This is a genomic window from Synechococcus sp. Cruz-7E5 (genome assembly GCF_024345995.1).
Classification (GTDB): domain Bacteria; phylum Cyanobacteriota; class Cyanobacteriia; order PCC-6307; family Cyanobiaceae; genus Regnicoccus_A.
In genome coordinates this window covers 87,804-112,301 of the sequence record NZ_JAGQCE010000005.1, presented here as the reverse complement: position 1 = coordinate 112,301, position 24,498 = coordinate 87,804, and the positions used below count along the sequence as shown (strand labels likewise).

Annotated in this window: 28 protein-coding genes and 1 tRNA gene; 15 read left to right on the top strand and 14 right to left on the bottom strand. The window is 65.5% G+C overall.

The features are described from left to right. The first annotated feature begins 21 nt into the window (after positions 1-21). The 3 genes from KBY77_RS08090 (at position 22) to KBY77_RS08080 (ending at position 1,310) form a co-directional block, all read left to right on the top strand. Positions 22-252 (top strand): DNA-directed RNA polymerase subunit omega, encoded by a 231-nt coding sequence (locus tag KBY77_RS08090; RefSeq protein WP_255092515.1) that lies wholly within the window; start codon positions 22-24, stop codon positions 250-252. 4 nt (positions 253-256) lie between these two features. Then, positions 257-634 carry a DUF1818 family protein gene (locus KBY77_RS08085; RefSeq protein ID WP_255103024.1) on the top strand — a complete coding sequence of 126 codons (378 nt, stop codon included), beginning with the start codon at positions 257-259 and terminating at the stop codon, positions 632-634. Positions 635-995: 361 nt separating this feature from the next. After that, positions 996-1,310: a DUF2811 domain-containing protein gene (locus tag KBY77_RS08080; RefSeq protein WP_255103023.1), complete on the top strand. Its 315-nt coding sequence runs from the start codon at positions 996-998 to the stop codon at positions 1,308-1,310. On the opposite strand, the gene KBY77_RS08075 is transcribed toward KBY77_RS08080, so the two are convergent. Further along, positions 1,256-2,077, bottom strand: a complete 822-nt coding sequence (locus KBY77_RS08075) for a hypothetical protein (protein WP_255103022.1) — start codon at positions 2,075-2,077, stop codon at positions 1,256-1,258. The two genes, KBY77_RS08080 and KBY77_RS08075, sit on opposite strands and share 55 nt — an antisense overlap. After that, on the bottom strand, positions 2,074-2,535 hold the full coding sequence (locus tag KBY77_RS08070; RefSeq protein WP_255103021.1) for an EVE domain-containing protein: 462 nt from the start codon (positions 2,533-2,535) through the stop codon (positions 2,074-2,076). Before KBY77_RS08070 ends, KBY77_RS08075 begins: the two co-directional genes overlap by 4 nt. 135 nt (positions 2,536-2,670) lie before the next feature. Here KBY77_RS08070 and KBY77_RS08065 point away from each other — a divergent pair, with 135 nt between their 5' ends. Then, on the top strand, positions 2,671-3,393 hold the full coding sequence (locus KBY77_RS08065; protein ID WP_255103020.1) for a hypothetical protein: 723 nt from the start codon (positions 2,671-2,673) through the stop codon (positions 3,391-3,393). A gap of 25 nt (positions 3,394-3,418) precedes the next feature. On the opposite strand, the gene murD is transcribed toward KBY77_RS08065, so the two are convergent. From murD to KBY77_RS08045, 4 genes are all read right to left on the bottom strand, one after another. Further along, positions 3,419-4,810, bottom strand: coding sequence for a UDP-N-acetylmuramoyl-L-alanine--D-glutamate ligase (murD, locus tag KBY77_RS08060; RefSeq protein ID WP_255103019.1), 1,392 nt, complete (start codon positions 4,808-4,810; stop codon positions 3,419-3,421). Positions 4,811-4,837: 27 nt separating this feature from the next. Continuing rightward, positions 4,838-4,909, bottom strand: a tRNA-Val gene (locus KBY77_RS08055). Between the two features lie 104 nt (positions 4,910-5,013). Next, positions 5,014-5,808, bottom strand: coding sequence for a photosystem II S4 domain protein (locus KBY77_RS08050; RefSeq protein ID WP_255103018.1), 795 nt, complete (start codon positions 5,806-5,808; stop codon positions 5,014-5,016). Beyond that, positions 5,805-6,284, bottom strand: a complete 480-nt coding sequence (locus KBY77_RS08045) for a hypothetical protein (protein WP_399212521.1) — start codon at positions 6,282-6,284, stop codon at positions 5,805-5,807. Before KBY77_RS08045 ends, KBY77_RS08050 begins: the two co-directional genes overlap by 4 nt. Positions 6,285-6,430: 146 nt before the next feature. On the opposite strand from KBY77_RS08045, the gene serA reads away from it, so the two are divergent. The 4 genes from serA to KBY77_RS08025 all read left to right on the top strand — a co-directional run bounded on the left by serA (position 6,431) and on the right by KBY77_RS08025 (position 9,863). Continuing rightward, the gene (gene serA / locus KBY77_RS08040) at positions 6,431-8,017 is read left to right on the top strand and encodes a phosphoglycerate dehydrogenase (RefSeq protein ID WP_255103017.1); all 1,587 of its coding nucleotides are present in this window, start codon (positions 6,431-6,433) and stop codon (positions 8,015-8,017) included. A gap of 11 nt (positions 8,018-8,028) precedes the next feature. Continuing rightward, positions 8,029-8,970 (top strand): 50S ribosomal protein L11 methyltransferase, encoded by a 942-nt coding sequence (gene prmA, locus KBY77_RS08035; protein WP_255103016.1) that lies wholly within the window; start codon positions 8,029-8,031, stop codon positions 8,968-8,970. A gap of 142 nt (positions 8,971-9,112) precedes the next feature. Beyond that, positions 9,113-9,412, top strand: a complete 300-nt coding sequence (locus tag KBY77_RS08030; RefSeq protein ID WP_006171932.1) for a ferredoxin — start codon at positions 9,113-9,115, stop codon at positions 9,410-9,412. A 64-nt stretch (positions 9,413-9,476) separates the two neighbouring features. After that, positions 9,477-9,863 carry a hypothetical protein gene (locus tag KBY77_RS08025; RefSeq protein ID WP_255103174.1) on the top strand — a complete coding sequence of 129 codons (387 nt, stop codon included), beginning with the start codon at positions 9,477-9,479 and terminating at the stop codon, positions 9,861-9,863. A gap of 52 nt (positions 9,864-9,915) precedes the next feature. On the opposite strand, the gene psbV is transcribed toward KBY77_RS08025, so the two are convergent. Then, positions 9,916-10,437, bottom strand: coding sequence for a photosystem II cytochrome c-550 (gene psbV / locus KBY77_RS08020; RefSeq protein WP_255103015.1), 522 nt, complete (start codon positions 10,435-10,437; stop codon positions 9,916-9,918). A 117-nt stretch (positions 10,438-10,554) separates the two neighbouring features. After that, on the bottom strand, positions 10,555-11,517 hold the full coding sequence (rnz, locus tag KBY77_RS08015; RefSeq protein WP_255103014.1) for a ribonuclease Z: 963 nt from the start codon (positions 11,515-11,517) through the stop codon (positions 10,555-10,557). Between the two features lie 113 nt (positions 11,518-11,630). Here rnz and KBY77_RS08010 point away from each other — a divergent pair, with 113 nt between their 5' ends. Both KBY77_RS08010 and KBY77_RS08005 read left to right on the top strand, forming a co-directional pair. Then, on the top strand, positions 11,631-13,004 hold the full coding sequence (locus tag KBY77_RS08010; RefSeq protein ID WP_255103013.1) for a SpoIID/LytB domain-containing protein: 1,374 nt from the start codon (positions 11,631-11,633) through the stop codon (positions 13,002-13,004). Between the two features lie 81 nt (positions 13,005-13,085). Then, positions 13,086-13,832: a glucosamine-6-phosphate deaminase gene (locus KBY77_RS08005; RefSeq protein WP_255103012.1), complete on the top strand. Its 747-nt coding sequence runs from the start codon at positions 13,086-13,088 to the stop codon at positions 13,830-13,832. Between the two features lie 4 nt (positions 13,833-13,836). Here KBY77_RS08005 and KBY77_RS08000 read toward each other — a convergent pair whose 3' ends face one another. After that, positions 13,837-14,610 carry a YebC/PmpR family DNA-binding transcriptional regulator gene (locus tag KBY77_RS08000; RefSeq protein WP_255103011.1) on the bottom strand — a complete coding sequence of 258 codons (774 nt, stop codon included), beginning with the start codon at positions 14,608-14,610 and terminating at the stop codon, positions 13,837-13,839. A 70-nt stretch (positions 14,611-14,680) separates the two neighbouring features. Further along, positions 14,681-15,601, bottom strand: a complete 921-nt coding sequence (truB, locus tag KBY77_RS07995) for a tRNA pseudouridine(55) synthase TruB (RefSeq protein WP_255103010.1) — start codon at positions 15,599-15,601, stop codon at positions 14,681-14,683. Between the two features lie 68 nt (positions 15,602-15,669). Here truB and KBY77_RS07990 point away from each other — a divergent pair, with 68 nt between their 5' ends. Both KBY77_RS07990 and KBY77_RS07985 read left to right on the top strand, forming a co-directional pair. Then, positions 15,670-16,425: a queuosine precursor transporter gene (locus tag KBY77_RS07990; RefSeq protein ID WP_255092532.1), complete on the top strand. Its 756-nt coding sequence runs from the start codon at positions 15,670-15,672 to the stop codon at positions 16,423-16,425. Between the two features lie 49 nt (positions 16,426-16,474). Continuing rightward, positions 16,475-17,266, top strand: coding sequence for a bifunctional 2-polyprenyl-6-hydroxyphenol methylase/3-demethylubiquinol 3-O-methyltransferase UbiG (locus KBY77_RS07985; protein WP_255103172.1), 792 nt, complete (start codon positions 16,475-16,477; stop codon positions 17,264-17,266). A gap of 34 nt (positions 17,267-17,300) precedes the next feature. On the opposite strand, the gene rpmA is transcribed toward KBY77_RS07985, so the two are convergent. Further along, a complete protein-coding gene (gene rpmA, locus KBY77_RS07980; RefSeq protein ID WP_094554711.1) occupies positions 17,301-17,567 on the bottom strand; it encodes a 50S ribosomal protein L27 in 267 nt (88 codons plus the stop codon). Positions 17,568-17,615: 48 nt separating this feature from the next. After that, the gene (gene rplU / locus KBY77_RS07975) at positions 17,616-18,014 is read right to left on the bottom strand and encodes a 50S ribosomal protein L21 (protein ID WP_255103009.1); all 399 of its coding nucleotides are present in this window, start codon (positions 18,012-18,014) and stop codon (positions 17,616-17,618) included. Positions 18,015-18,190: 176 nt separating this feature from the next. On the opposite strand from rplU, the gene KBY77_RS07970 reads away from it, so the two are divergent. From KBY77_RS07970 to kaiC, 3 genes are all read left to right on the top strand, one after another. Beyond that, positions 18,191-19,090: a circadian clock protein KaiA gene (locus KBY77_RS07970; protein ID WP_255103008.1), complete on the top strand. Its 900-nt coding sequence runs from the start codon at positions 18,191-18,193 to the stop codon at positions 19,088-19,090. After that, on the top strand, positions 19,087-19,425 hold the full coding sequence (kaiB, locus tag KBY77_RS07965; protein ID WP_255103007.1) for a circadian clock protein KaiB: 339 nt from the start codon (positions 19,087-19,089) through the stop codon (positions 19,423-19,425). Before KBY77_RS07970 ends, kaiB begins: the two co-directional genes overlap by 4 nt. A gap of 76 nt (positions 19,426-19,501) precedes the next feature. Beyond that, complete coding sequence (gene kaiC, locus KBY77_RS07960) at positions 19,502-21,046, top strand: circadian clock protein KaiC (RefSeq protein ID WP_255103006.1); 1,545 nt, start codon at positions 19,502-19,504, stop codon at positions 21,044-21,046. A gap of 6 nt (positions 21,047-21,052) precedes the next feature. Here the strand turns inward: kaiC and KBY77_RS07955 are convergent, their stop codons facing one another. Continuing rightward, positions 21,053-23,056 carry an ATP-binding protein gene (locus KBY77_RS07955; protein ID WP_255103170.1) on the bottom strand — a complete coding sequence of 668 codons (2,004 nt, stop codon included), beginning with the start codon at positions 23,054-23,056 and terminating at the stop codon, positions 21,053-21,055. A gap of 84 nt (positions 23,057-23,140) precedes the next feature. Further along, a complete protein-coding gene (gene purD / locus KBY77_RS07950) occupies positions 23,141-24,466 on the bottom strand; it encodes a phosphoribosylamine--glycine ligase (protein ID WP_255103005.1) in 1,326 nt (441 codons plus the stop codon). Positions 24,467-24,498 lie beyond the last annotated feature (32 nt).

Here is a 24,498-nt window from a genome sequence, read left to right as displayed (position 1 = left end):
GGTGGAAATGGGTTTGATTCGATGTTTACCGGTCCGACTGTTCATCCCAAGGAACTGGCCCAGCGGGCTGAAAGTCTGATCGGTCAGTCGAGCAACCGTTACCTGACCACTGTTCGGATCGCTTTCCGTGCCAAGCAGCGCCGCTTCGATGATTTCGATGGCCTGCTCGAAGATTCAATGGTGAAGCCCGTGCAGCGGGCGATCGTTGAGCTCAGCGACGAGCAGGACCAGCCCGACCTGCTGCCCGGCTGAGTCCTTGACTCCCAGCGGGTATAGCGCTGAAGCAGAGGGTTGGAGACTGGTCTGGGATCCGTCCAAGGAGCCGTTCCCTTTGCTCATCGGTGGAGCCGACTGGGCGGTGGAGCTCACCGCGGTAGAGGCGACAAGCCTGCGCGCCGGCCTCCTCAGCCTGCTGGAGCAACTCGGCGCCATCGCCGATCAGCTGATGGAAGAGGAATTGATCAGCCTTGAGCTGGAGCGTGACGGCTGGTGGCTGGGCCTTGATGGCAACCCGGGCCACTGGCACCTGCGCTGCATCCTCATCCCTTCTCCAGGGCTGAGGGGATGGGAGGGCGCCTGGGCTCCAGGTGCGGGCCTTGAGCTGGCGCGGGCGCTGGAGCCCTTGCCCCTGTGAGACAGACCGCGGGATTGGGGGGCGATCAGCACTGCTGATTGCCGCTCTGCTCCCCAGGCACTGTTCCGCCGGACCAGCCTTTTGCACAGGTTTTCCACAGGTCCAGGTTCTGCGGTCCTTCCGGTGGCTCAGGTCTGGGGAGAACCCGGCTTTGGCGGCCTCTCCCCTTGACAGGCTTCCTGTTCGGCTTCAAGCCCATCACCTGCCGAGGTGGTGGGCGCGCCTTGCCCCTGCGCGGCAGCCAGTCTCAGGGTTGGAAGGAGCTGCCGCCCCGCTGGGTCCCCGATTTGACGCGGCCCCGGCGCTGTGGAGAAGTGGATGACGTCACCAGCTCAACCCGTCCATGGACATTGCTCCGGTCATGACCGCTTCCGTCACTGCGTCCGCTCAGGTCGCCAAGGCCGATTCGGACGCCGGTGTGGTGAGTTTTCGCGCTGAGGTCCCCGAGGCATTGCTCACTTCCATGGCTCAGTTCATCGACGCCCACCCCAATTGGGACCAGTACCGCCTGATTCAGGCGGCGCTGGCCGGCTTTCTTGTGCAGAACGGCGTCCAGAGCCGGGCCGTCACCCGCTGCTACGTGGCCAACATGTTCCAGCGGGCGGCAGAGGGGAGGCCCGATCAGGCGCCGCCGTCAAGGACTCCCCGGTCTTCGGCGCCGACGATCTCCTGGTAACCGGCGCTCAGGCTGCAGATGGCCAGGGGCCAGGCCACCAGCAAACCTGCGGCCAGGGGCCAGGCGATGAGCAGGGCAAGCCCCAGGGGCAGCAGCACGATCAGGATCAGGCTGATGCTCAGGGCCAGCAGATGCCAGCCATGGGATGGCACCAGGGTCCGCCCGTAGCGGAAGGTGGCCACAGGAGAGAGTCCACCGGCCACGGCCAGCGGCAAGTGGAAGACCTGCGTCACGAACAGGGCCGCCATCAGCGTGGCGCCGATCAGCAGTGGCACCAGAGCCAGCAGCGGGTGGATCAGGCTCACCAGCCCCGCAGCCAACCCGGCTGTGGCCATGATCAGCAGGCTCAGCACCAGCAGCAGCAGCTCCACCGCCAAAAGACGACCCATGGCTGCGTTGCGCCAGCGGGCCAACTCTTCCAGCCGCGGCGTCCGTCCTTCCAGGGCAATCCAGGCACCCCCCAGCAGCCCGACATTCAGCCAGAGAAGGCTGCCCACGCTGAGCAGTAACCCAGCCAGTACCAGACCCATCGAAACCAGTAAGGGCTCCTCCGCCAGGGCCAGGGCATCACTGGCCCGGTTCTGCACCGTCTGGCCCAGCAGTTGAGCACTGCCGCCCACCAGCGTGAATCCGCTGAACAGCCAGGGTGCCCGCCCGTAGGCCCTGCGTCCCTGCCTCAGCCAGCCCCGCACCGCCTGAATCGCGGCCAGGCCCTCCCCGGCTCCATCCACCAGCCATGCCCCGCATCCTCGGGGCTCCGTTTTCATCGGCCGGGATCCAGCAGTTCAAGCAGTCGCAGGGCTGTGTCAGCCGGGACCGGCAGGATCGAGAGGCGATTGCCCCGGCGCACCACAGGCAGCTCCTGCTCATCGAAGCTGCTGCGCAGTTCGTCCAGGCTGAGCAGCTGGGGATAGGTGCGCCTGTAGGCCAGGCGGACGCAATCCCAGCGGGGGGCTTCCGGTTTCGAGGCCGGATCGAAGTACTTCGAGGCCGGATCGAACTGGCTGGGGTCGGTCAGGCCCGTTTCGATCACCTCCATCAGGCCAATGATGCCTGGTGGCTTGGTGTTGGAGTGGTAGAAAAAAGCCTGATCACCGACTGCCATGCTGCGCATGAAATTGCGCGCCTGGTAATTGCGGATGCCGTCCCAGAGAGTGGTGCCCTCGCACTCAAGATGGCTGATGCCAAACACATCAGGCTCACTTTTCATCAACCAGTAAGCCATCTCGCCTTGCTCAGCCCTGCTGGGCTGTGGGTCTTGGAAGCTTGATCCTATCGAGCGGGTTTGTTTCGGTTGGGTTGGCTGGAGCGCATCCCCTGGCCTAGACAACATCCGGATCAACCAGTCGAGAGGATTGTGATGGGCCAGTCACCAGCACCGAAGCCCACCCTTCAGTCGGCCTGGAACCTGTTCGTAGCCCACTGGCGCACCTACCTGGCCCTCCAGCTCACGGTGCTGGCCCTGGCGCTGGTCTCGGTGGCTATCAGCCTGCTGATCACCGTGATCGCGATGGCGGTGACCGCCGGCGTCTCGGCCGATATGCGCGAAAGCGTGACCCAACTGGTCTCGTCGGTGCTGAACCTGCCCTTTTCAATCCTGTATCAGGTGGTGGCGGGACTGATCGGAGTTCTGCTTTCCGCCCTGCCGGCCCTCTGGTTTGCCACGGGTCATCATCCGAGTTACGGGGAAGGGCTGGCCCTGCTGCGCGCCAATCCCCGCCGCTACGTGCTCGCAGGGCTGCTGGTCTCAGTAGCCGCCGGGCTCGGCATCCTGCTCTGTCTGATTCCAGGCCTGATCGTGATGGCGCTCACCCCCATCTACGTGCGGCGGGTCTTCACGAGTGAGGAGCCGCTATGGCCTGCCTTCCGGGCCTGCTTCAACGATCTTTTCTCCAGTCCCCACAGCTGGGGACTGGTGGGCTATGAGCTGCTCTCGGCAGTGCTGATAGCCATTTCCGCCCTGTTCTGCCTGCTGCCGTTGCTTGTGACCGTGCCCCTGGCAGCGATCTTCATCCAGCAGTACCTGGCGGCCTGGGAGATCGGCGCGCCGCCGCCTGACGAGGCCGCCGCTGCACTCCTGTGAAGGATGGGGGCACCCGCAAGGCCGCTCAGAGCGCGGCCACCAGGGAGCGGAAGTGCTCCCCGCGAGCCTCGAAATCCTTGTACTGATCAAAGCTGGCGCAGGCCGGTGAGAGCAGAACCGTGGGGCAGCCGAGGCGGCGGGCCAGCTTCCGGGCCAGTGGCACCGCCTCGGTCTGGTCCTGCACCAGCTGCACCGTGCCCGGATAGCCACTGCCGCTGAGCAGGGCGGCGAAGGCGTTCCTGGCCGCTCCGAACAGGACCACAGCGGCCGCCCGCTGCCCGAGGGCCTCGAGCCAGGCTCCAGGGTCGCCCTGTTTGATTTCACCCCCCGCCAGGACCACCATGGGCCCCTCCAGGGCCGTGATCCCAACCTCGGCGGCGTCGTAGTTGGTGGCCTTGCTGTCGTTGAACCAGCGCACACCATCCAGCAGTCGGATCTGCTCGAGGCGATGGGGCACCCCGGGAAAGCTGCGCAGGGCGGCCTCGATCACGGCGGGCTCCAGCCCCAGCTTGAGGGCGGCGGCGGCTACCAGCGCCATGTTCTGACGGTTGTGGGCCCCGGGCAGGGCCAGGGCGGTTGCGGGGAACAGTGCCCCGGAGGCTGCCATCACCATCCCCCCGTCGATCCAGAGGCTGGGCTGCAGGCCGTCACCCAGCTGATCCCGGGGGCCAGCGGTGACCCAGTCGGCCCGGACCCAGCTGCCGGCATGGGCGCGCAGATCGGCATCATCGGCGTTGAGCAGTTGCTCTCTGGAGTTATCCAGCAGGGTGCGCTTGATCGCCCGGTACGCCTCCAGCGTTCCATGCCGCTCGAGATGGTCGGGGGTGAGCGTGGTCCAGAGGCCCAGGCGTGGCGCCAGCTCCGCTGATGACTCGATCTGATAGCTGCTCAGCTCCACCACCAGCCAATCGGGCGGGGTGGTTCCGGCCTCGCGGCGCTCGAGCAGCAATTCGGCCGCCGAAATCCCGACGTTGCCCACCATCGGCGCATCCAGCCCGGCGTGGCTCAGAACATGACTGAGCAGATGGGTGACGGTGGTCTTGCCGTTGGTGCCGGTGATGCCGATCCAGGGAATGCTGCCACTGGCCTCCCAGGCCACTGACATCTCGCCACAGACCTGGACGCCCCGCTCTCTCAGGGCCTGCAGCACCGGATGATCCCAGCGGATGCCGGGGCTCACCACCACCCGGTCGTGTCCAGGCTGGAGCTGGGCGAAACGTTCGGCCGCCAGGGGTTGCCCCAGCTCCACCTCCACCCCACCGGATCGCAGAGCCTCGGCCTGCTGCTCCAGCTCGGGGCTGCGGCGACTCTCAAGAACCAGCACCCGCCGGCCGTTCGCCTTCAGGAGACGGGCGGCACCGGTGCCGGAGCGTCCCAGACCGATCACCACCTCCAGGGGGTGTGACGTGCTGGGCATCCTGAACTCCTTGTGCAGAGGATTCAGTGGGCGATACTGGAATCGAACCAGTGACTCCTACCGTGTCAAGGTAGTGCTCTACCTCTGAGCTAATCGCCCGGGTTCGGGAACAGGAATTCCCGTCGGTGCGACCCTGGTGTAACGGCCCTTCAGCGGCTTCACCAGAATCGAAGTCGGCAATTTAGCAGTCGACCTGCCACTACTCAGTGGCGCTCAAGTTCCAGGCGCCAGCGCTGACGCTTGGTGGGTTGGATCGAGAGCACGGTCAGCTCTCCGCGTTTCTCCAGCTGGATGCGGTCCCCGGCTTTGAGGTCCCGGCTGGGGCTGGTCACGGGTTGCCAGTTCACGCGGGCGTCACCACGGCGCACCAGTTCGGCCATGCGGCTGCGGGACAGCCCGAATCCGGCCGATGCCACCGCATCCAGACGCAGGGAGGCCTCCACGGTGGCCAGCTGGCGTGGCTGGGGTCTGGTGGGAAGTTGCAGCTGACCGAGATCCCTGGCCTCCAGCTCCACGTCCACGCTGCGCACCCGGGCCGTGGTGCCCCCCAGGCGGCTGGCCAGCATGGGGTCCACGATCACCTGGGCGCCGCGGTCGCCCCGCAGCCAGAGATCGCCCAGCTCCCCGTCGAGGGCGCCGGCCGCCAGCAGGGCGGCGCGGACATCGCTCGGTTCGGCCGGATCGAAGAGGAAGTTGCCGCTGACATCCAGACCGGCCAGAGGTGCCGGCGGCGGGGTTGACCCCGCAGCGAGATCGCGGCGCTGCAGCAGCAGCCGGCAGCGTTCGGCCTGGGGCCTGCCGCCCTCGGCGTCCAGGTGCAGCTCGCTGAGGCTGCCCAGCCGCTCCATTGCCTCCTCCCGGACCATGGCAGAGAGGAAGCCTGACCAGTGGGGCTGCCAGTCGCGCAGGGCCTGCTCGGCCAGGTCGATCAGTGGCTCGAGGGCCGCCGGATCGCGGCTGCCGCGCAGCAGGTCGGCGCCGGGGGGCGTGCGGCTCATCCTTCCCCGAGCCGCACCACCGCCTGGGGACCGGCCTGCTGAATCAGCAGCCAGGGGATCTCCTGTCCCGGGCTGCTCTCTACCAGCAGCAGCCAGCTGCCTTCCTCCAGCCGGTTGCGCAGGCTGCGGATGCGGTCGTCGGCTTCCGAGCGAACACTGGCGGCTGCGGCGTAGCTGCCCATCCAGCCCGAACCCATGCCCAGCAGCCCTCCGATCAGGGGTTCGCCGTAGGTGCCGGCAAAGGCAAAGGTGTGAAGGTTGGTGATGAGGCTGAACATGAGTCCGGCGAAGAATCCGAACGGCATCAGCCAGCGCACCATGCTGCGTTGCCGCCGCTGCCGAGCCAGGGCCGGGTTGAGCAGTTCGATGGAATCGATGCTGCTTTCTCCTTTCCCAAGGGCCATCAGTTCCCGTGGGGCGGGCTGAAGTTCGGCGAGCTGATCGCGCAACCGCCGCAGCTTGCCCAGGTCGTTCATCACCACCACCACCGACAGTCCCAAGACCGTGCGCCCAAAGGCCCGATTCTCGGGCTTGGAGGGGAGAGCCGTGGCCACCGCTCACTACACTTCACCCCCGGCAGTGTCTGGCGTTCTCCAGACCCCCTCTCTCTCCGCCCCGGGTCATGACAAAGGTTCTGGTTTCTGATCCCATCGACCAGACGGGTATCGACATCCTGTCCCAGGTGGCCCAGGTGGATGTGCGAACAGGGTTATCCCCGGAGCAGTTGCAGCAGATCATCGGCGACTACGACGCCCTCATGATCCGCTCGGGCACCCAGGTGACCGCCGCCATCATCGAGGCCGCCACTCGGTTGAAGATCATCGGCCGCGCGGGCGTCGGCGTCGACAATGTCGATGTGGAGGCCGCAACCCAGCGGGGCGTGCTGGTGGTCAACTCTCCGGAGGGCAACACGATCGCGGCCGCCGAGCATGCCTTGGCGATGATGCTGGCCCTCTCCCGGCATGTGCCCCAGGCCCACGTCAGCACCATGGCCGGCGGCTGGGACCGCAAGAAGTACGTCGGCAACGAGCTCTACAAGAAGAAGCTCGGCGTTGTGGGGCTGGGCAAGATCGGCTCCCACGTGGCCCGTGTCGCCAAGGCCATGGGCATGGAGGTGCTGGCCTACGACCCCTACATCTCCGCTGAGCGCGCGCAGCTGCTGCAGGTGCGCTTGATGGCAGTGGGCCCCCTGTTCGCGGAAGCCGATTTCATCAGCTTGCACCTGCCCCGCACCCCCGACACCGAGAACCTGGTGAACGCGGAGCTGCTGGCCACGATGAAGCCCACGGCGCGCCTGGTGAACTGCGCCCGCGGCGGCATCGTCGACGAGAAGGCCCTGGCCGAGGCCGTCAGCTCCGGCACCATCGCCGGCGCCGCCCTCGACGTGTACGGCAACGAGCCCCTGGAGGCCGATTCCCCCCTGCGCCGGGTGGAAGACCGGCTGATCCTCACGCCTCACCTGGGGGCCTCCACCGAGGAAGCCCAGGAGAACGTGTCGGTCGATGTGGCCGAGCAAATCCGCGACGTGTTGCTGGGGCTCCCCGCCCGCAGTGCCGTGAACATCCCCGGTCTGACCCCGGAGGTGATGGAGCGGCTCAAGCCCCACCTGCAACTGGCCGAAACTCTCGGGCTGCTGCTCAGCCAGCTGGCCGGAGGGTCGATCCAGGATCTGGAGGTGCGGCTCCAGGGTGAATTCGCCCACCATCCCTCCCAGCCGTTGGTGGTGGCGGCCCTCAAGGGCCTGCTCTCCAGCGCCCTCGGCGAGCGCATCAACTACGTGAATGCCGGGATCGAAGCCCGCAGCCGCGGTATCCACGTGCTCGAGGTCAAAGACGACGCCAGCCGCGACTTTGCCGGCGGCTCCCTTCAGCTCACCTGCAGGGGCGGCCAGGGCAGCCACAGCGTCACCGGGGCGGTGTTCACCGACGGCGACCTGCGCATCACCACCATCGATGAGTTCCCGGTCAACGTGATGCCCACCCGGCACATGCTGATCACCCGTCACCGCGACATGCCCGGGATCATCGGCAACATCGGCTCACTGCTGGGCGAGCACAACGTCAACATCGCCTCGATGCAGGTGGGCCGCCGCATCGTTCGTGGTGACGCCGTGATGGTGCTCAGCCTCGACGACCCGATCCCCCCCAGCCTGCTGGTTTCGATCCACGGGATCAACGGGATTCAGGAAGCCCATCCGGTCACGCTCTGAGCCCTGCTGCCATGTCCCCGGCTCCCCGCTGGTGGCGTCTGGAAATGGAGGCCCCTTCCGAGCTGGAGGAGTCGCTGCTCTGGAAGCTGCCCTCCCTCGGCATCCGCCGGGTGGCCATCCAGTTCAGCCCCGAGCAGCCCAGCTCCCACCAGTTGGTGGCCTGGCTGCCGGAGGCCGACTGGCCGGAGCCTGAGCGGCGGCGTCTGGCCGAGGAGCTTGAGCGCCTCACCGAGCCCTTCGCCATGCTCTTGCCGCCCCTCAGCTGGCAGCTGCAGGATGAGGAAGACTGGAGCCTGAGCTGGAAGCGCCACTGGCAGCCCGACCCGGTGGGTGAGCGGCTGCTGATCCTGCCCGCTTGGCTGGAGCCGCCCCAGGAGCATGCCGGCCGTGCCCTGATAAGGATCGATCCCGGCAGCGCCTTCGGCACCGGCAGCCACCCCACCACGCGCCTCTGCCTCGAGGCGTTGGAACGGCTGGCTCCGATTGATCAGCGCGTGGCCGATCTGGGCTGCGGCAGCGGCATCCTCGGCCTCGGGGCCCTGCGCCTGGGGGCACGCTGCGTGGCCGCCGCCGACACCGATCCCTTGGCGGTGCGCGCCACGGGCAGCAACGGCGAACTCAACGGCTATCCCGTGGTTCCAGGCGGGCCGTTGCAGGTGGTGGAGGGATCGGCTCAGGAGCTGGCGGGTCTTCTGGCAGAGGACGGCCCGGCCGATCTGCTGCTCTGCAACATCCTGGCGCCGGTGATCGCTGAGCTGGCCGGGCACTTCCACACGCTGCTGGCACCGGGCGGGGTTGGTCTGCTCAGCGGCCTTTTGGTGGATCAGGCGGAGGAGCTCTGCCGGCAGCTGGCTGCTCATGGCTGGAGCGCCGATCTGGTGGCCTCCCAGGGCGTCTGGGGACTGGTGCAGATCCAGTGGTGCCGGGCTGTGATCCCTGGGGATGTCGCATAAATCACGCTTATGCGTGCTCACCCTTTGATTGGGCTTCCGGGGCTGGGACGCCAGGATCGCCGTCAGCGCCCCTGTCCGATGTAGGACGGTGCTGTCCTACAGGCCCTGAGCACTCAGGAGTCTGTGAGCCCCAATCCTTTCCATGGCTTCCTACAAGGTCACCCTCATCAACGAGAGCGAGGGACTCAACAAGACCATCGAGGTTCCCGACGATCAGTACATCCTGGATGCCGCTGAGGAGCAGGGCATCGATCTCCCCTACTCCTGCCGTGCTGGCGCCTGCTCCACCTGTGCTGGCAAGCTCACCACCGGCACCGTCGACCAGTCGGACCAGAGCTTCCTCGACGACGACCAGATCGAAGCCGGTTTCGTGCTGACCTGCGTGGCCTACCCCACGTCCGACTGCACCATCAAGACCCACGCCGAAGAAGAGCTCTATTGAGCCCCAGGCCAGGCTTGGCTTGAATCCAGATCCCATCTCCGCCACCCTTCGGGGTGGCTTTTTCATGCCCGCGTTGGTGGATACCCTGATGGAGCCTGGCAGCGAGCACTGCAGTCCAGGCGGCCAGTACAGCTTCCGGGTGCTGGGTCCCTGCTGTCGTCTCTTTGACCGCGACGAACTGCCATGGCCCTGTTGCCGCCTGGCCTGGCGCAGCAAGGAGCCCAGCTGGCGCCGAATTGGCCGCCGCTTCGTGGCCGATCTGGCCTCCAGGCGCTGCCCCTCCTACTCCGTGGAGCTGCTCCAGCCCGGCGCCAGGCCCACCTGCACCGTGCTCACTCTCTTCCCCCAGCGCCTGTCACCGGCCCTGCAGGAGTGGTGGTACAGCAAGCAGCCGGGGTCGATGGATGCCGCCAACGTGAGCCCGCCCGATCTGGCGCCTGTGGCCCCATAAAAAACCGTGGCCCAGGGGACCACGGCAAAGTGCTGTCCTTAGCCAGCTGGATTCAGAAGTAGACCTTGCCACCGCCCCACTGGGCGCCATTCACCTTCGGGGCCACCAGGATGTAGCCGGCGATCACTCGCAGGTCATCGTCGTCAAGGTCGCGCATTTTCACGAACACGTCGCTGCTGCGCATGCTCGGGTGGACGTCGGCGATGCTGTACTCCCCGTCGTAGGAGGTTGGATCCTTGATGAAGTCCACCAGGGCCTCCACCGAGTCACGGGAGGGTGTGGCCAGGGCGAGAGTCTCGGGGTCGAGTCCCACGTTGTAGTTGGTCTTGGTGATGCCGCCGGCGTGGCAGGTGCCGCAGCTGTCGTTGAAGAGCTTGCGACCGCTCTTGATCTCCGCTTCGCTGAAGGTGACCAGGTTGCCGTCTGGGTCACCGGGCACCGTGAGGGTGGCGGTGTCCCATTGGGCGGCCTGGGCAGCAGTCACGCAGAAGCCAAGACTGAGCAGAAGCGCCAGGGGCAGAACCAGCAGGGTCCGGGCAACCGCCCGAAGGGCAGTGGGAACGAGAGAGGCCATGAAGGGAGCCGGCGAAAAGGCGGTAGGCACCGCACCTGAGACCTTGTATCACGGGGGAAGGGCCCGTCGGCCGGGAATCAAGAACTGTTGCAGCGATCACCGTTGCCAGGCGATTCCTCACGGACCCTTGCCGTCGCCTCCGGCGCACACCTCGAGGCTCAGAAAGTCTTTGGCCACGAGGGTGTTCGGGAATATCGCCCTGGCTTCGTTCACCAGGTCCTCGGGGGTGAAGGTGTTGCCGGCCACGTAGCGCGGACTGAGATGGGTGAGCACCAGTTGCTTCACGCCAGCGAGCGCCGCTGTCTGCGCGGCCATGGTGCTGGTGGAGTGTTGACGCTGGAAGGCCATCTCAGCTTCGCTGTGGGCGAAGGTGGATTCGTGGATGAGCAGATCGGCTCCGCGGGCCAGTTCCACCGCCGCTTCACAGAACACTGTGTCCGTGCAGTACACCATGCTCACGCCTGGGCGGTCGGGGCCGCATAGGGTCTCCCCCCGGATGATCCTTCCGTCCTCCAGGCACACCTCCCGACCGGCCTTGAGTTCGGCGTAGACCGGCCCTGGCGGGATTCCCAGTTCGCGGGCTTTCTCGATATCAAAACGGCCGGCCCGGGGTTTCTGCTCCACCCGGTAGGCGTAGGCCGGGATGCGGTGGGTGAGCGGGGTGCAGCGCACCATCAGGTCGTCGTCGTCGAGCAGCACGGCCCCGGCGTGGGCTGCCTTGTGGACCCGGTGGGTGCGCAGGGGGTAGCCGATCCTGGTCGAGGAGGTGCGCAGCACGCCTTCGAGGAAGTCGCGCAGGGGATCGGGGCCGTAGAGGTCGACGCCGCTGCAGGCTCCGGCCAGCCCGAGGCTGGCCAGCAGCCCCGGCAACCCGAAGACATGGTCGCCGTGCATGTGGGTGATGAAGATGCGCCTGAGCTGCGACACCCTCAAATCACTGCGCAGGAATTGGTGCTGGGTCCCCTCGCCGCAGTCGAACAGCCAGAGCTCTGCTCGCTGGGGCAAGCGCAGAGCCACCGCTGAGACATTGCGGGAACGGGTGGGTACACCCGAACTGGTGCCCAGGAAGGTGACTTGCACTCCGGATGACCCTTTGGCGCATGCTGCCACGTCAGGCTCTGTCCGGGTGGGCTCTGGCGTTGCCGGGATGGGCTGGTCACAATGGCGCGCACGTTGCATGGTTGCCGCCGTTGATGGCTGATCTCAACACCGGTCGGATCCGCTCCCTGCTGCTGGCCGCGGCCCTGTTGCCCCAGGCGCTGCTGGCTGGGGCAGCTGGGTTGGCAGGAGCCCCGGCCGTGGCCCAGAACGTGGCGGATCTCGACGCGCTCGAGCCCCTGATGGCCAGCCGTGCCACCAATCCTCAGCTGCGGGTGCTGCTGCTGGATCTGCCGGCGATCCGGGTGACCGGCAGCGGTGGTCTGCGCCTGCGCGACGCCAGGGGTGGAGAGCTGCTGCGGATGCCTGCCGGAGCCACCCTGGCCCTGCGCCAGGCCGGTGGCCGGATCCAGGCCCAGCCTTCGGCCACCGCCGGGGTCAGCCCCGGCACACTCAGCCTCAGCGAACTCTGGCTGGAGGCCCTTCCCGATCGGGGCGGCCTCGCCAGCCTGCAGATCGAGAACCGCCGCTACAGGGGGCGGCTGCAGGTGAGGGTTGAGGCCTCGAAGCTGCGGGCCATCAACGTCATTGAGCTGGAAACCTATCTGCCCAGCGTGGTGGGCAGCGAGATGCCCGCCAGCTGGCCCCTGGAGGCTCTGCGGGCCCAGGCAGTGGCGGCTCGCACCTACGCCCTGCGCCACCGCAAACCCTCGGCCGCCTTCGATCTGCACTCCACGGTCACCAGCCAGGCCTACAAGGGCCTGGAGGCGGAGACCGCCTCCACCCGTGAAGCGGTGCGCAGCACCCAGGGCCTGGTGCTCATGCACGGCAACAGCCTGATCAATGCTGTCTTCCACAGCAGCAGCGGTGGCAGCACCGAGAACAGCGGTGATCTCTGGTCGCGCCAGCTTCCCTACCTGGTGAGTGTCCCCGACTACGACAACTCCAGTCCCGTGGCCAGCTGGGAGAAAACCCTCTCCCCCCAGATGCTGGCCAGCGCCTTTGCCGAAATCGGCGGCGTCAGCCGCATCGATGTCCTCTCCACCACGAGCACCGGCCGGGTGCGCCAGGCGCGGGTGATCGGTCCCACCGGAGCACTGGTGCTCACGGGTGCCCAGCTGCGCAGCCGTCTGGGGTTGCGCAGCACCCTGGTGCGCTTCGAGGCTGCCCCCTTCACCTTCACCGCACCGAGCCTGGCCAGCGGCAGCCAGTTGCCAACGGGAATGGGTTCGCCGCTGGCACCACCCCTTCCCCGACCCTTGGCTCCACCCTCGCCGGTGATCATCGCCGTGGGCCGAGGTTTCGGCCACGGGGTGGGCATGAGCCAGTGGGGGGCCTATGCGCTCGCCCAGCAGGGCCGCCGCTTCGAGCAGATCCTGCAGCACTACTACCGCGGCGTTGAAGTGCAGCCGCTGCGTGCCGGATCCGGTCCCCTGGCGTCGGGTGCTGTCGCCGGGCGAGGCTCCTGAGCACCGGTCCTGCGGCTGCAGCGGCGGAGCGGTTGATCCCTACGCCTGCCTGCAGTGCCACTGCCTGCTTCTCCCGCCTGGTTGGCCGACCGCTTCGAGTGTTTCGAGCGGCCGTCGTCCCTCGCTGTGCGCGTCGCCGAGCTCCTGCACCAGGAGTTCAGCGACGGATTGAAGCGTCCTCTGGGTCTGGCCACCGGCCGCACCATGGAGCCTGTGTACTCCGCCCTGGTGGAGCGGCTGCTGGCCCTGCCAGCCGATCAGCTCAGTGACGTGCGCCAGCAGTGGTGCAGCTTCAACCTTGATGAATATGTGGGACTGGGGCCTGGGGATTGTGGCTCCTTCGCGGCGGAGATGGACCGCCAGCTCGCGGTTCCCCTCGGGCTGGAGCCCGGACGGGTGCGGCTCCCGGATGGTCTGGCCGCGGATCCAGCCGCCGAGGCCCGCCGATATGCGGATGCCGTTTGGACGGCGGGCGGCATCGGGTTACAACTGCTGGGGCTGGGCAGCAATGGCCATGTGGGTTTCAACGAGCCCCCCTGCGGCCCGGACGCTCCCAGCCGCAGCCTCAGACTCAGCACTGCCACCCGACGCCAGAACGCGGCGGCCTTCGGGGGGGATCCATCCCGGGTGCCTGCTGGGGCGATCACCCTTGGGATGGAGCAGATCCTGGGGGCCGAGAGAATCCTTCTGGTGGTGAGCGGTGCCGCCAAGGCGGGCATCCTGGCGCGGCTGCTGAAGGAGCCTCCGGGGCCCTCGCTGCCGGCCAGCTGGCTGCAGGACCATCCGGGCCTGCGCCTGATCGTCGATCGCCCGGCCCTGGGGGGCTGAGGGCTCAGCCCATCACGGCATCAAGCAGCTCGGCGTCCGCTTCCAGGTTGGAGGTAAGGCTGCGCACGTCATCGAGATCCTCGAGGGCGTCGAGCATGCGCAGGCAGCGACGCAGCTGGTCTTCGCACTCCAGCCGGCAGGCTATGGCTGACACCCAGCGCGACTCCCAGTCGTGCACGGGCCAGCCCAGCTGCCGCAAATGGTGCTGCAGGGCCTCCAGGTCGGTGGAGTCGCAGAACACCTCGGCGGTCTCCCCCTCAAGGCTGTAACCCTGCACAGGCGGACCGCCCTGATCCTCCAGGCTCAGCAGGCTCTCGAGCAGTCGCTCCTCACTGGGTATCGGTGGCTCCAGCCGCACGACCCCCTGCTGCTCGAACAGGTAGCCCACGCAGCCACTCTCCCCCAGGTTTCCCCCCTGCTTGCTGAAGGCCAGGCGCAGGTCGGCGGCGGTGCGGTTGCGGTTGTCGGTGAAGCACTCCACCAGTACCGCGACCCCGCCGGGGCCATAGCCCTCGTAGCGGACCGCCTCGAACTGATCGGCCTCGCCGCCGCCCTGGCCGGAGCCCTTGGCGATGGCCCGCTCGATGTTGGTGCTGGGCATGCCGGCAGCCTTGGCCTTGTCGATTGCGGTGCGCAGCTGGAAGTTCCCCGCCGGATCGGCCCCGTTGCGGGCCGCTACCGTGATCTCACGACCCAGACGGGTGAAGACCACCCCGCGCCGTGCGTCGACCACGGCCTTCTGGCGTTTGATCTGGGCCCACTTGCTGTGGCCGGCCATGGGGGGTCGATTGAAAAAGAGTGGGAGCGTGGCTGGGAACCAAGGAGCAGCAGGGGGATCCCAGGGAGGATCAGCCCATGGCCTCCAATACCAGCCGGGGCTGGAGCCAGCCGTCGGGGACGGTCCGGGCCATTCCTGCCAGGTTGCCATCCGGATCCAGTATCACCACCACCTGGTCCTCGCTCAGGTGGGCGGGACCGGCCAGGCGTCGCCCACAGCGCCAACTCACCAGATCGCCGGGCTCCAGGGTGAAGGCGGGGTACTGGCCCAGGGCAAGCAGGGGGGCAAGGGGCGGTGGCGGCGGTTCCGCCTCGAGATCCTCCAGGCCCACGGCACCGCTGAGTGTGAAGCCCAGGGCTTCGGTGCGGCGAAGCCTGGCGAGGGCCCCGCCGCAGACGAGGGCCTCGCCCAGGTCCCTGGCCAGGGAGCGGATGTAGGTGCCGGCGCTGCAGCGCACCTCCAGTTCCAGTTGGCCCGAGCTGGGCTCCCAGCTGAGCAGCTCCAGCCGCTCGATCGTGACAGCCCGCTCCTGCAGCTCCGAGTGCTCGCCGCGCCGGGCTCTGGCGTAGGCCCGCTCTCCTTGCACATGCACCGCAGACACCTGCGGCGGCCGTTGCAGGATCGGCCCACGGAAAGGGTTCAGGGCAGCCTCCAGCTCTTGCCGGCTGAGCGGCGGCAGCGGCCTGCGCTCCAGGACAGCGCCCGTGAGGTCGTCGCTGTCGGTGCAGAGGCCCAGCTGGATCACTCCCCGGTAGGCCTTGGCGCCGTCGAGGTAGGGCAGCAGGCGGGTGGCTGACCCCAGCGCCAGCGGCAGCACACCGGTCACTGCCGGATCGAGGGTGCCGCCATGGCCGACGCGCTTGAGGCCATAACGGCGGCGCACCAGCGCCACACAGCCGTGGGAGGTGACGCCGGCCGGTTTGTCGAGAATGAGGAACCCGCAGGGTGCCTGGGACTGGTTAGCGCTGAGGCGGCTGCCGGACGTGGTCATGGCAGGCACTGTTGCATCTGGGGCCCTGGCCTGCAGGCTGGGGGGAGCGCCCGTTTCCTCCTTCACCCGTGACCCTGCAGCAGCGCCGTGATCTGGCTTTTCTCGTGCTGGCCGGTCTCTTTCTCGGCACGATGGGCATGCTCAACATCCTTGGCCTCACCCGCTTTCTCACCCTGGGCTCGATCGGTGGCTGGCCGATCGTGGTGGCTGTGGGTGCCCTGCCTTATCCACTCACCTTCCTCTGCACCGACCTGATCAGCGAGATCTGGGGGGAGCGGCAGGCCAGTCAACTGGTGTGGGTGGGTCTGTTGCTCAACGGCTGGATCGTGTTGATTCTTTGGCTGGGGGGGATCCTGCCTGGGCTGGATGGCCATGGGGGCAGTGCAGGTCTGCCGCTGGCGCTGGCGGGTGAGCGCCTGCCGCTGTTCTATGAGATGCGATCCCTGGCTTTCGGGGCGGTGGGGGCCTCGATGGTGGCCTATCTGGCCGCCCAGTTCACGGATGTACGGCTGTTTCATTTCTGGAAGCGCCTGACCGCCGGACGAGCGCTGTGGTTGCGCAACAACGGCTCCACCCTCGTCAGCCAGCTGGTGGACACCACGGCCGTGGTGCTGATCAGCCACTACGCCGCGCACGTGCTCCCCATTCGGGGCGAGGAGGCGGTGCTGCCCCAGCTGGGGAGCTTCATCGCCAGCGGCTACCTGTTCAAGCTGGTGGCGGCCCTGCTCGACACCCTGCCGTTCTATCTGCTGGTGGCCTGGCTGCGCCGTTGGCTGGAGGTCCCCGGTGCCGGCGCGGAGCTGGAGGATCTGGGCTCGCCGTAACCTGCCTCCAGTTTCAGAAGCGTGTCATTTGCCTGAAGGAGTGAGCCCCCTGCCCGGCCCAGTCGCGACCCTGGACTGTGGGGGCGGTGCGGTGCGTGAGGGACTTGATCTTGAGTCCTTTCTTGGCGATGGATTTGCCTTGCGCCAGCAGCTGGCTTCCTATCTGGGCCTGACTCCTGACCAGCTGGAGGAGCGCCTGCCGCGCAGTTGCGCGGATCTGGCCTCTCTGCATCCCGGTGGGCTGGGTTTCGATCCGCAGCGGGTGGAGGCGTTCTACGAGCAGACCGTGGGTACCGGACATCTGCTGGAGCTGGCTGCCTGGCACCTGGGCAGTGCGGACTACATCGGCGACACCCTGCGGCTTCAGACCCGTTTTGCCCGTGGAACCGTGCTCGATTTCGGGGGTGGCATCGGCACCCATGCTCTGGCTGCCGCGGCAATGGATGAGGTGGAACAGGTCTGGTTCGTGGACCTCAACCCCCATAACCGTGCCTTCGTGGCCCAGAGGGCCGAACGCTTCGGGCTCAGCGATCGACTGAAGCTCTGCCGGGACCTGGGGGATCCTGGCCTGCCCCGGCATTTCGATACGGTGGTGTGCCTGGATGTGCTGGAACATCTGAGCGATCCAGCCGGGCAGCTGGAGCGTTTCGCTGCCCGCATGAAGCATGGTTCCATTGCCCTGCTGAACTGGTATTTCTTCCAGGGCTTTGCGGGGGAATATCCCTTCCACTTTGATGATCCAGCACTGGTGGAGATGTTCTTTAGAACCCTGCAGAGCCGGTTTCTGGAGGTCTTCCACCCCTACCTGATCACCACCCGGGCCTACCGGTTGATGGACTGAGCTGAAGTGGAAGAACTGGATTGCCTGATCGGGATCAAGCGGCTTGGGCCACGTGGATGCGCTTGCGGGCGCGCAGACCGCGTTTGATCGTCTCGAAGCTCACCACACCCGGCACGAGGGCGAAAAGGGTGTCGTCGGAGCCGCGCCCAACATTCACGCCAGGCATCACCGAGGTACCGCGCTGGCGCACGAGGATGGATCCGGCTGTGACGGTTTCTCCGCCGTAGCGCTTGACGCCGAGGCGCTTGGAATTGGAGTCACGTCCGTTGCGTGTGGAGCCTGTGCCTTTCTTGTGTGCCATGGGGGAAGCTGTTGGGAGGGTCTCTTAAATGGGCCGGAGCTCTGACGCTCAGTCGATCGGTTTTCCGTTGACGTTGATTGACTGGACCATCACCCGGGTGAGCTCCTGACGGTGCCCGTTCTTGCGGCGGGTTTTCTTTTTCGGGCGCATCTTGTACACCAGGATCTTCGGACCGCGTCGATGGGCCATCACCTTGAGCTCGATGGTGGCGCCATTGACATAGGGGTGGCCCAGGTTGGTGGCCTGTCCATCGCGGATCAGCAGCACGTTCTCCAAGGTGACTGTCTCATCCACCTCGGCGGCGATGCGGTCGAGGTCGTAGTAGCGGTTTGGCTGGAACCAGAATTGCTGGCCGGAGGCTTCGGCGATCGCGTACAGGTCGGCTCCCGGGGCTACGGCAGTGGAACTTTCCACTGCGATGGCTGGGCTCTCGGTGGCTGGACTCATGGGCTCAGGGGGCGTGGACAGGCCAGTGGGAGTTGGGGAGACCTTCGCCGCTTCCAACTCACCACTGTTTCAGGCCTCTCGCACAACCAATCGATCAACAACGAACGATCATCTCTCTTTGCCTGCCGAGTCGTCAACACTAAGGTCTGTCAACCGCTGCCGCCGTTTCTCTCCCCATGACCCAGCCGGCGCTCACCGTGGCCTCGCTGATCCGCGATGAGCCGTTGCGCCAGGCCTGCAGCACCTGGTTGCCGCAGGGTCGCTATGAGCTCATGGAGCTGGGCCTGCGGCAGAATCCTGCAGCCGAGCTGGAGCGCTGCTGGGATCAGTTCGATGCGGTCCTGCTCGAGCCTGGGGTGCTCTCCGTTGAGGCTTTTCAGCGGCTGCGGGCCCAGGGCATGATCCTGCCGGCGGTGGTGTTGGGGCCGATCAGCGGCCAAATGGAGTACTTCAAGGACGAAGTCCATCTCCCTCCCGACCAGATGGAGCAGCTCAGCTACAGCCTCGATGCGGCCATTTCCCGCTGCCTGCGCCGTAGAAGTTCACCAGGATCGGGGGATGACCTCGAGGCCAGCGATTCCCACGCTGGGGAGAGTGACCAATCCAACTGGAGGCTGCCCCATCGCCTTCGCGAAAGGCTTGGCTACCTGGGGGTGTTCTACAAGCGTGATTCCTCCCGCTTTCTGCGCAACCTCCCTGCGGCTGAGCGGAAAGTGCTTCTGCGTTCCCTGCGGAGAACCTATCGGGATCTGCTGATCAGCTATTTTCATGATCAGACAGCAGCCAATAAAGCCTTGGAAAGCTTCGTGAATACGGCTTTCTTCAGTGATCTACCCATTACCAAAACAGTGGAAATCCACATGGATATGATTGACGAATTCTGGAAAAAACTGCAACTGGAAGGCCACAGGCAGGATTTTCTCAAGGACTATCGCCTTGCCTTGCTTGATGTCATGGCCCATCTCTGTGAAATGTACCGACGCTCACTCCCCCCAGAGACGTCAGTCAAGGTCAACGATGGAATGGTCGGCGGAATGGTCGGCAAGGTCATCACCGCATCCCAGGTGCAATCATGAGTCCACAGAAAACCTACATCCTCAAGCTTTACGTTGCTGGCAACACCCCAAATTCGATGCGGGCTCTCAAAACGCTACGCTTGATTCTTGAGCAGGAGTTCAAGGGGGTCTACGCCCTCAAGGTGATTGACGTTCTCAAGAATCCACAGCTGGCCGAAGAAGATAAGATCCTGGCGACCCCCACACTGGCCAAGATACTGCCGCCACCAGTGCGTCGGATCATTGGCGATCTCTCCGATCGCGAACGGGTGTTGATCGGTCTCGACCTGCTTTATGATGAACTCACTGACCATCAGATCTCCGATGAGATGATGTCTGATTCTGATGACATCTGAATTCTTTAGATCACCCCTTCCTTTTTTGTTCTGTGCCGGACTGGGACCTAGATTCTGGGTCTAGGTCAAACGCCCTATGCAGGATTTCGATGCCGTCAGCCAGCCCAGCATGAGGTTGCAGAAGCTGCCCACAGGTGTGGAAGGCCTTGATGACATCTGTCAGGGGGGCTTGCCGATCGGGCGCTCCACGCTGATCAGTGGCACTTCGGGCACGGGAAAGACGGTTTTTTCCCTTCATTTTCTCCACAACGGCATCCGTCACTTTGACGAGCCTGGGATTTTCGTGACCTTTGAGGAGTCTCCCCTCGACATCATCCGTAATGCCTCCAGCTTTGGCTGGAATCTGCAGGAACTGGTGAATCAGGATAAACTCTTCATTCTGGATGCCTCCCCCGACCCGGATGGCCAGGATGTGGCAGGTAATTTTGACCTGTCTGGCTTGATCGAGAGGATTAACTACGCCATTCGTAAGTACAAGGCCAAGCGAGTGGCCATTGATTCGATCACTGCTGTTTTTCAGCAGTACGACGCCGTTTCGGTGGTGCGCCGTGAGATCTTTCGCCTGATCGCCAGGCTGAAGGAAATTGGTGTCACCACTGTGATGACTACCGAGCGAATTGATGAATATGGCCCAATTGCCCGCTACGGCGTGGAGGAATTTGTCTCCGATAATGTGATTATCTTGCGCAACGTGCTTGAAGGCGAACGTCGACGACGCACCGTGGAAATTCTCAAGCTGCGCGGCACGACCCACATGAAGGGCGAGTTTCCGTTCACCATGGGAGCCCACGGGGTCGCCATCTTCCCACTTGGGGCGATGCAGCTCACTCAGCGCTCTTCGAATGTGCGCATCAGCTCAGGGGTGCCGCGACTCGACGAAATGTGCGGCGGCGGCTTCTTCAAAGATTCGATCATCCTTGCGACGGGTGCCACCGGCACGGGCAAAACGTTGCTGGTGAGTAAGTTCGTCGAAGATGCCTACAACAACAAGGAACGTGCGATCCTCTTCGCCTATGAGGAGTCGCGGGCCCAGTTGCTGCGCAATGCCACCAGCTGGGGAATCGATTTCGAGCAGATGGAGCAGGATGGAATGCTCAAGATTATCTGCGCTTACCCTGAATCCACAGGTCTTGAAGACCACCTTCAGATCATCAAAACGGAGATCGCTCAGTTCAAGCCGGCACGGATGGCAATCGATTCCCTCTCAGCCCTTTCCAGGGGGGTCAGCCACAATGCCTTCAGGCAATTCGTGATTGGGGTTACAGGCTATGCCAAGCAGGAGGAGATTGCCGGCTTTTTCACCAACACTTCGGAGGAGTTTATGGGCAGTCACTCCATCACTGACTCCCACATCTCCACGATCACTGACACCATCATTTTGCTTCAGTATGTCGAAATCCGTGGTGAGATGGCCCGGGCCATCAATGTGTTCAAGATGCGTGGCTCTTGGCATGACAAAGGAATCCGTGAATTCGTGATCACTGGAACTGGCCCGGAAATCAAAGATTCCTTCGCCAACTTCGAGCGCATCATCAGTGGCGTTCCCCACCGGGTCACCACCGACGAGCGAGCGGAGCTCTCGCGCATCGCCCGCGGCATCGATGGCGAGGTCTCGTTCTAGAGCCGACTAGACCTCGGCCAGATACGGCTCAGCCTGACGGGATTTCTGGGAGCGCCGCTCCCCTTCCACCATGAGCTCATCGCTGTCGGCCTGCTCCAGGGGCAGGTCGAACCAGAAAGTGGTGCCTACCCCAGGCTCGCTTGCCATCTGGATGTCCGTGCCGTGTTTCTCGAGGATGCCACGCACGATTGAAAGACCAAGCCCGGTGCCAGCCTCGGTATGAACCGCATTCTCCACCCGGTAGAAGCGTTCAAAGATGCGGTGCTGGTCCTCTCGGGAAATGCCTGCGCCCGAGTCAGCGATCTCGACCCGCAGCCGCGGCAGGGGTGAGCTGAGTTCACAGCTCGGGGCATCACTGGCTGGTTGGTTGGAGGGATCAAAATGGCAGGAGTCGGGCCAGGGATAGGCCCTCAGCATCAGGCTGCCACCGGCCTGGGTGAACTTGAGCCCGTTGCCCACGAGGTTATCGAGAACCTGCAACAGCAGATCCCAGTTGCCCCGCACCCTGGGCAGCTGAGCATCCACCTCCAGCTCCAGCTTCACCCCCTTCTCCTCGGCGTTGAGGCGGTAGTTGCGCAGGGTCTGCTCCATGGCAGGGCGCACCTCCATCGGCTCCAGCATCCAGGTGCGGTCGGACTCCAGCCGCGAGAGATCGAGCACGTCGTTCACAAGCCTGGTGAGGCGGTCGGTCTCGGCGTTGGCGATCGCCAGGAATTCCTGGGTTTCTTCCTCGCTCAGCTGATCGCGCAGGTCGTGCAGAGTTTCGACGTAGCTCTTGATGTTGAACAGCGGGGTGCGCAGCTCATGGGACACATTGCTGATGAAGCGGCTCTGGGCAGCGTTGAGTTCGACCTCTCGAGTCAGGTCCTGCACGGTCATGGCAATGCCCTTCAGGCTTTCCCCCGAGGCATCTTTGACGGTTTGCAGAACGATCCGCAGGGTGCGCGGCGGCTCCCCGAAACTGCAGCGCACATCGGCGCTGTCCTTTTCCCCACATACCAGGGAGTCCAACGGTCCCTGCAGCTCCATCGCCAGCACATCGGGCAGTTCACTGCCCAGTTCGTTGCCTTCGAGGTTGCGGCCTTCCCAGCGGAACAGCCGCCTGGCGGTGGGATTGACCAGGACGATCCGCCCTTCGCCATCAAGCAGGGCCGCGCCATCCGCCATGGTGGCTATAAGGGTCTGCTGCTTCACCTGTGCGGCGGTGAGTTCCTCGATGTTGGCGGCGTCGTAGACCTCCAACTGGGAGGCCATGTCGTTGAAGCCATTGAGAAGCTCTCCCAACTCTCCGCCCACGGGCAGGGCGATGCGGGCCTCGAAATCGCCACCGGCAATCGCGCGCACACCCCGCAGCAATTCCTTCACCGGGCGGGTGATCGTGAGGGCATTGAACACCGCCCCCAGGATCACAAGCACCCAGATCGAGATGAACACCGCCACGGTCACCTCCCGGGTGAGGGCCGCGCTGGCAAGCACCGCTTCGTTGGGGTTGATGCCAAGGGCAAGCACACCCAGATAGCGCCCCTCGCTCACCATCGGCACGAACACATCGGTCACCTGGCCATCGGGGCTGAGGTGTTGCCGGATCAGGGGATTCTGGGGGCGGCGCTGCAGTTCGGCGGGCAGTTCCAGGCGACGGCTCAGCAGCAGCTCGCTGCCGCCGTTGGTGGCGCTGATCGGAATCCCGAGATAGATCACCCCTTCTGGATCGGCGAAAAAGATGTAGCGCAGGCTGCGGCTGGAGCGCCAGAAGCGTTCAGCCACCGCCGCCAGTTCCCGGTCATGCCCTTCCGCCACCAGCGGCGTCACATTGGCCGAGAGCAGCAGGCCCAGATCCCGGGCGAAACGGGTGTCGCTCATGCGCGCATCCCTCTGGATGCCATTGAGCGCAATGAAGGTGATGCCGGTCATCATCAGGCTGACCACCAGGGTGGCCACCGCCAGCAGCTTGGTCTGGAGGCTGAACTCCGCCCACCAGAGCTTGAGTTGCTCCCACCAGCCAGGGGGCAAAGGTATGCCGCCGACGCTGTCGGGGCTGGGGGTCGAGGACGGCAAGGCGTCGTTCACGCCTGGAAGCGAAGCTGCTCTGGCACCCTAGGGGCGCCGGACCTGGTGGCCGATGTCTCGGCGAAAGGTGATGCCTTCGTAATGCACCTGATCAAGGCCGGCGTAGGCACTGGCGAAGGCCGCATCGAAATCCCCTGCCTGCGCCACCACCGCCAGTACCCGGCCACCTGCGGTCACGCAGGTGCCCGACTCCTCCAGGCGGCTGCCGGCATGGAAGAGCTGTCGCTGGGGCGTGGTCAGCGGCTGGGTGTGGATCGCATCCCCCCGGCGCACCTCACCGGGGTAGCCCTCGGCGGCAGCCACCACACAGGCGCTGCAGCCCCCGGCGATCGTCAGGGGCGGCGCCTGATCCAGGCTTCCCTGGGCGCAGGCCAGCAGCACCGCTGCCAGTTCCCCGCCCAGCAGGGGCATCAGGGTCTGGCATTCGGGATCGCCGAAGCGGCAGTTGAACTCGATCACCCTGGCGCCGTCGTCGCTGAGCATCAGCCCGGCGTAAATCACGCCCCGGTAGTCGATGCCCCGCTGGCGCAGGGCCTCCAGGGTGGGTTCGAGCACCACCTGGCGGACATGCTCCAGTGCGGCGGCATCGAGCAGGGGAGCAGGGGCATAGGCCCCCATGCCGCCAGTGTTGGGCCCGGTGTCTCCCTCCCCGATGCGCTTGTGATCCTGGGCCGGTGGCAGCAGCACCATCGTCCGACCATCGGTGAGGGCAAACACCGACACCTCAGGACCGCTCAGCCGCTCCTCCAGCACCAGGCTCTGGCCGGCCTCTCCGAAGCGTCCAGCGAAAATGTCTTCGATAGCGGCGCGGGTGTCCTCAATGCTCTCGGCCACTGTGACCCCCTTCCCGGCCGCCAGGCCATCGGCCTTCACCACCAGGGGCCTACCCTCCCGCTCCAGCACCGCCAGGGCTTCGCTGCGGCTTGAGGCGGCCCAGTAACCCGCGGTGGGCACTCCCGCCTCCAGCATCAGCGCCTTGGCCCACTGTTTGCTGGCTTCGAGCCGGGCGCCGTCGGCCCCCGGCCCGAACACCGCCAGGCCCCCGGCCCGCAGGCGATCGGCCAGACCGTCGGCGAGAGGTCCCTCAGGGCCGACCACCACCAGGGTCACCCCCAGCTCCAGGGCTGCGCGCAGCAGGCCCTCCTGGTCGGACTCGCTGATGGCCAGGGCCTCACATCCCTCCAGCTGGGTCGTGCCTCCATTGCCCGGAGCCACCCAGACACCCTCCACTCCGGGGCACCGTGCCAGTGCCCAGGCCAGGGCATTTTCACGGCCGCCTGAGCCCACCACCAGCAGCCGCTGCAAGCTGGCCTCGGAGGCGGCGGAGGGTGGGAACGGGACCGAAGCTGTCATGGGGCCGGAGCGGCGGATGTGGCCAATCGGTT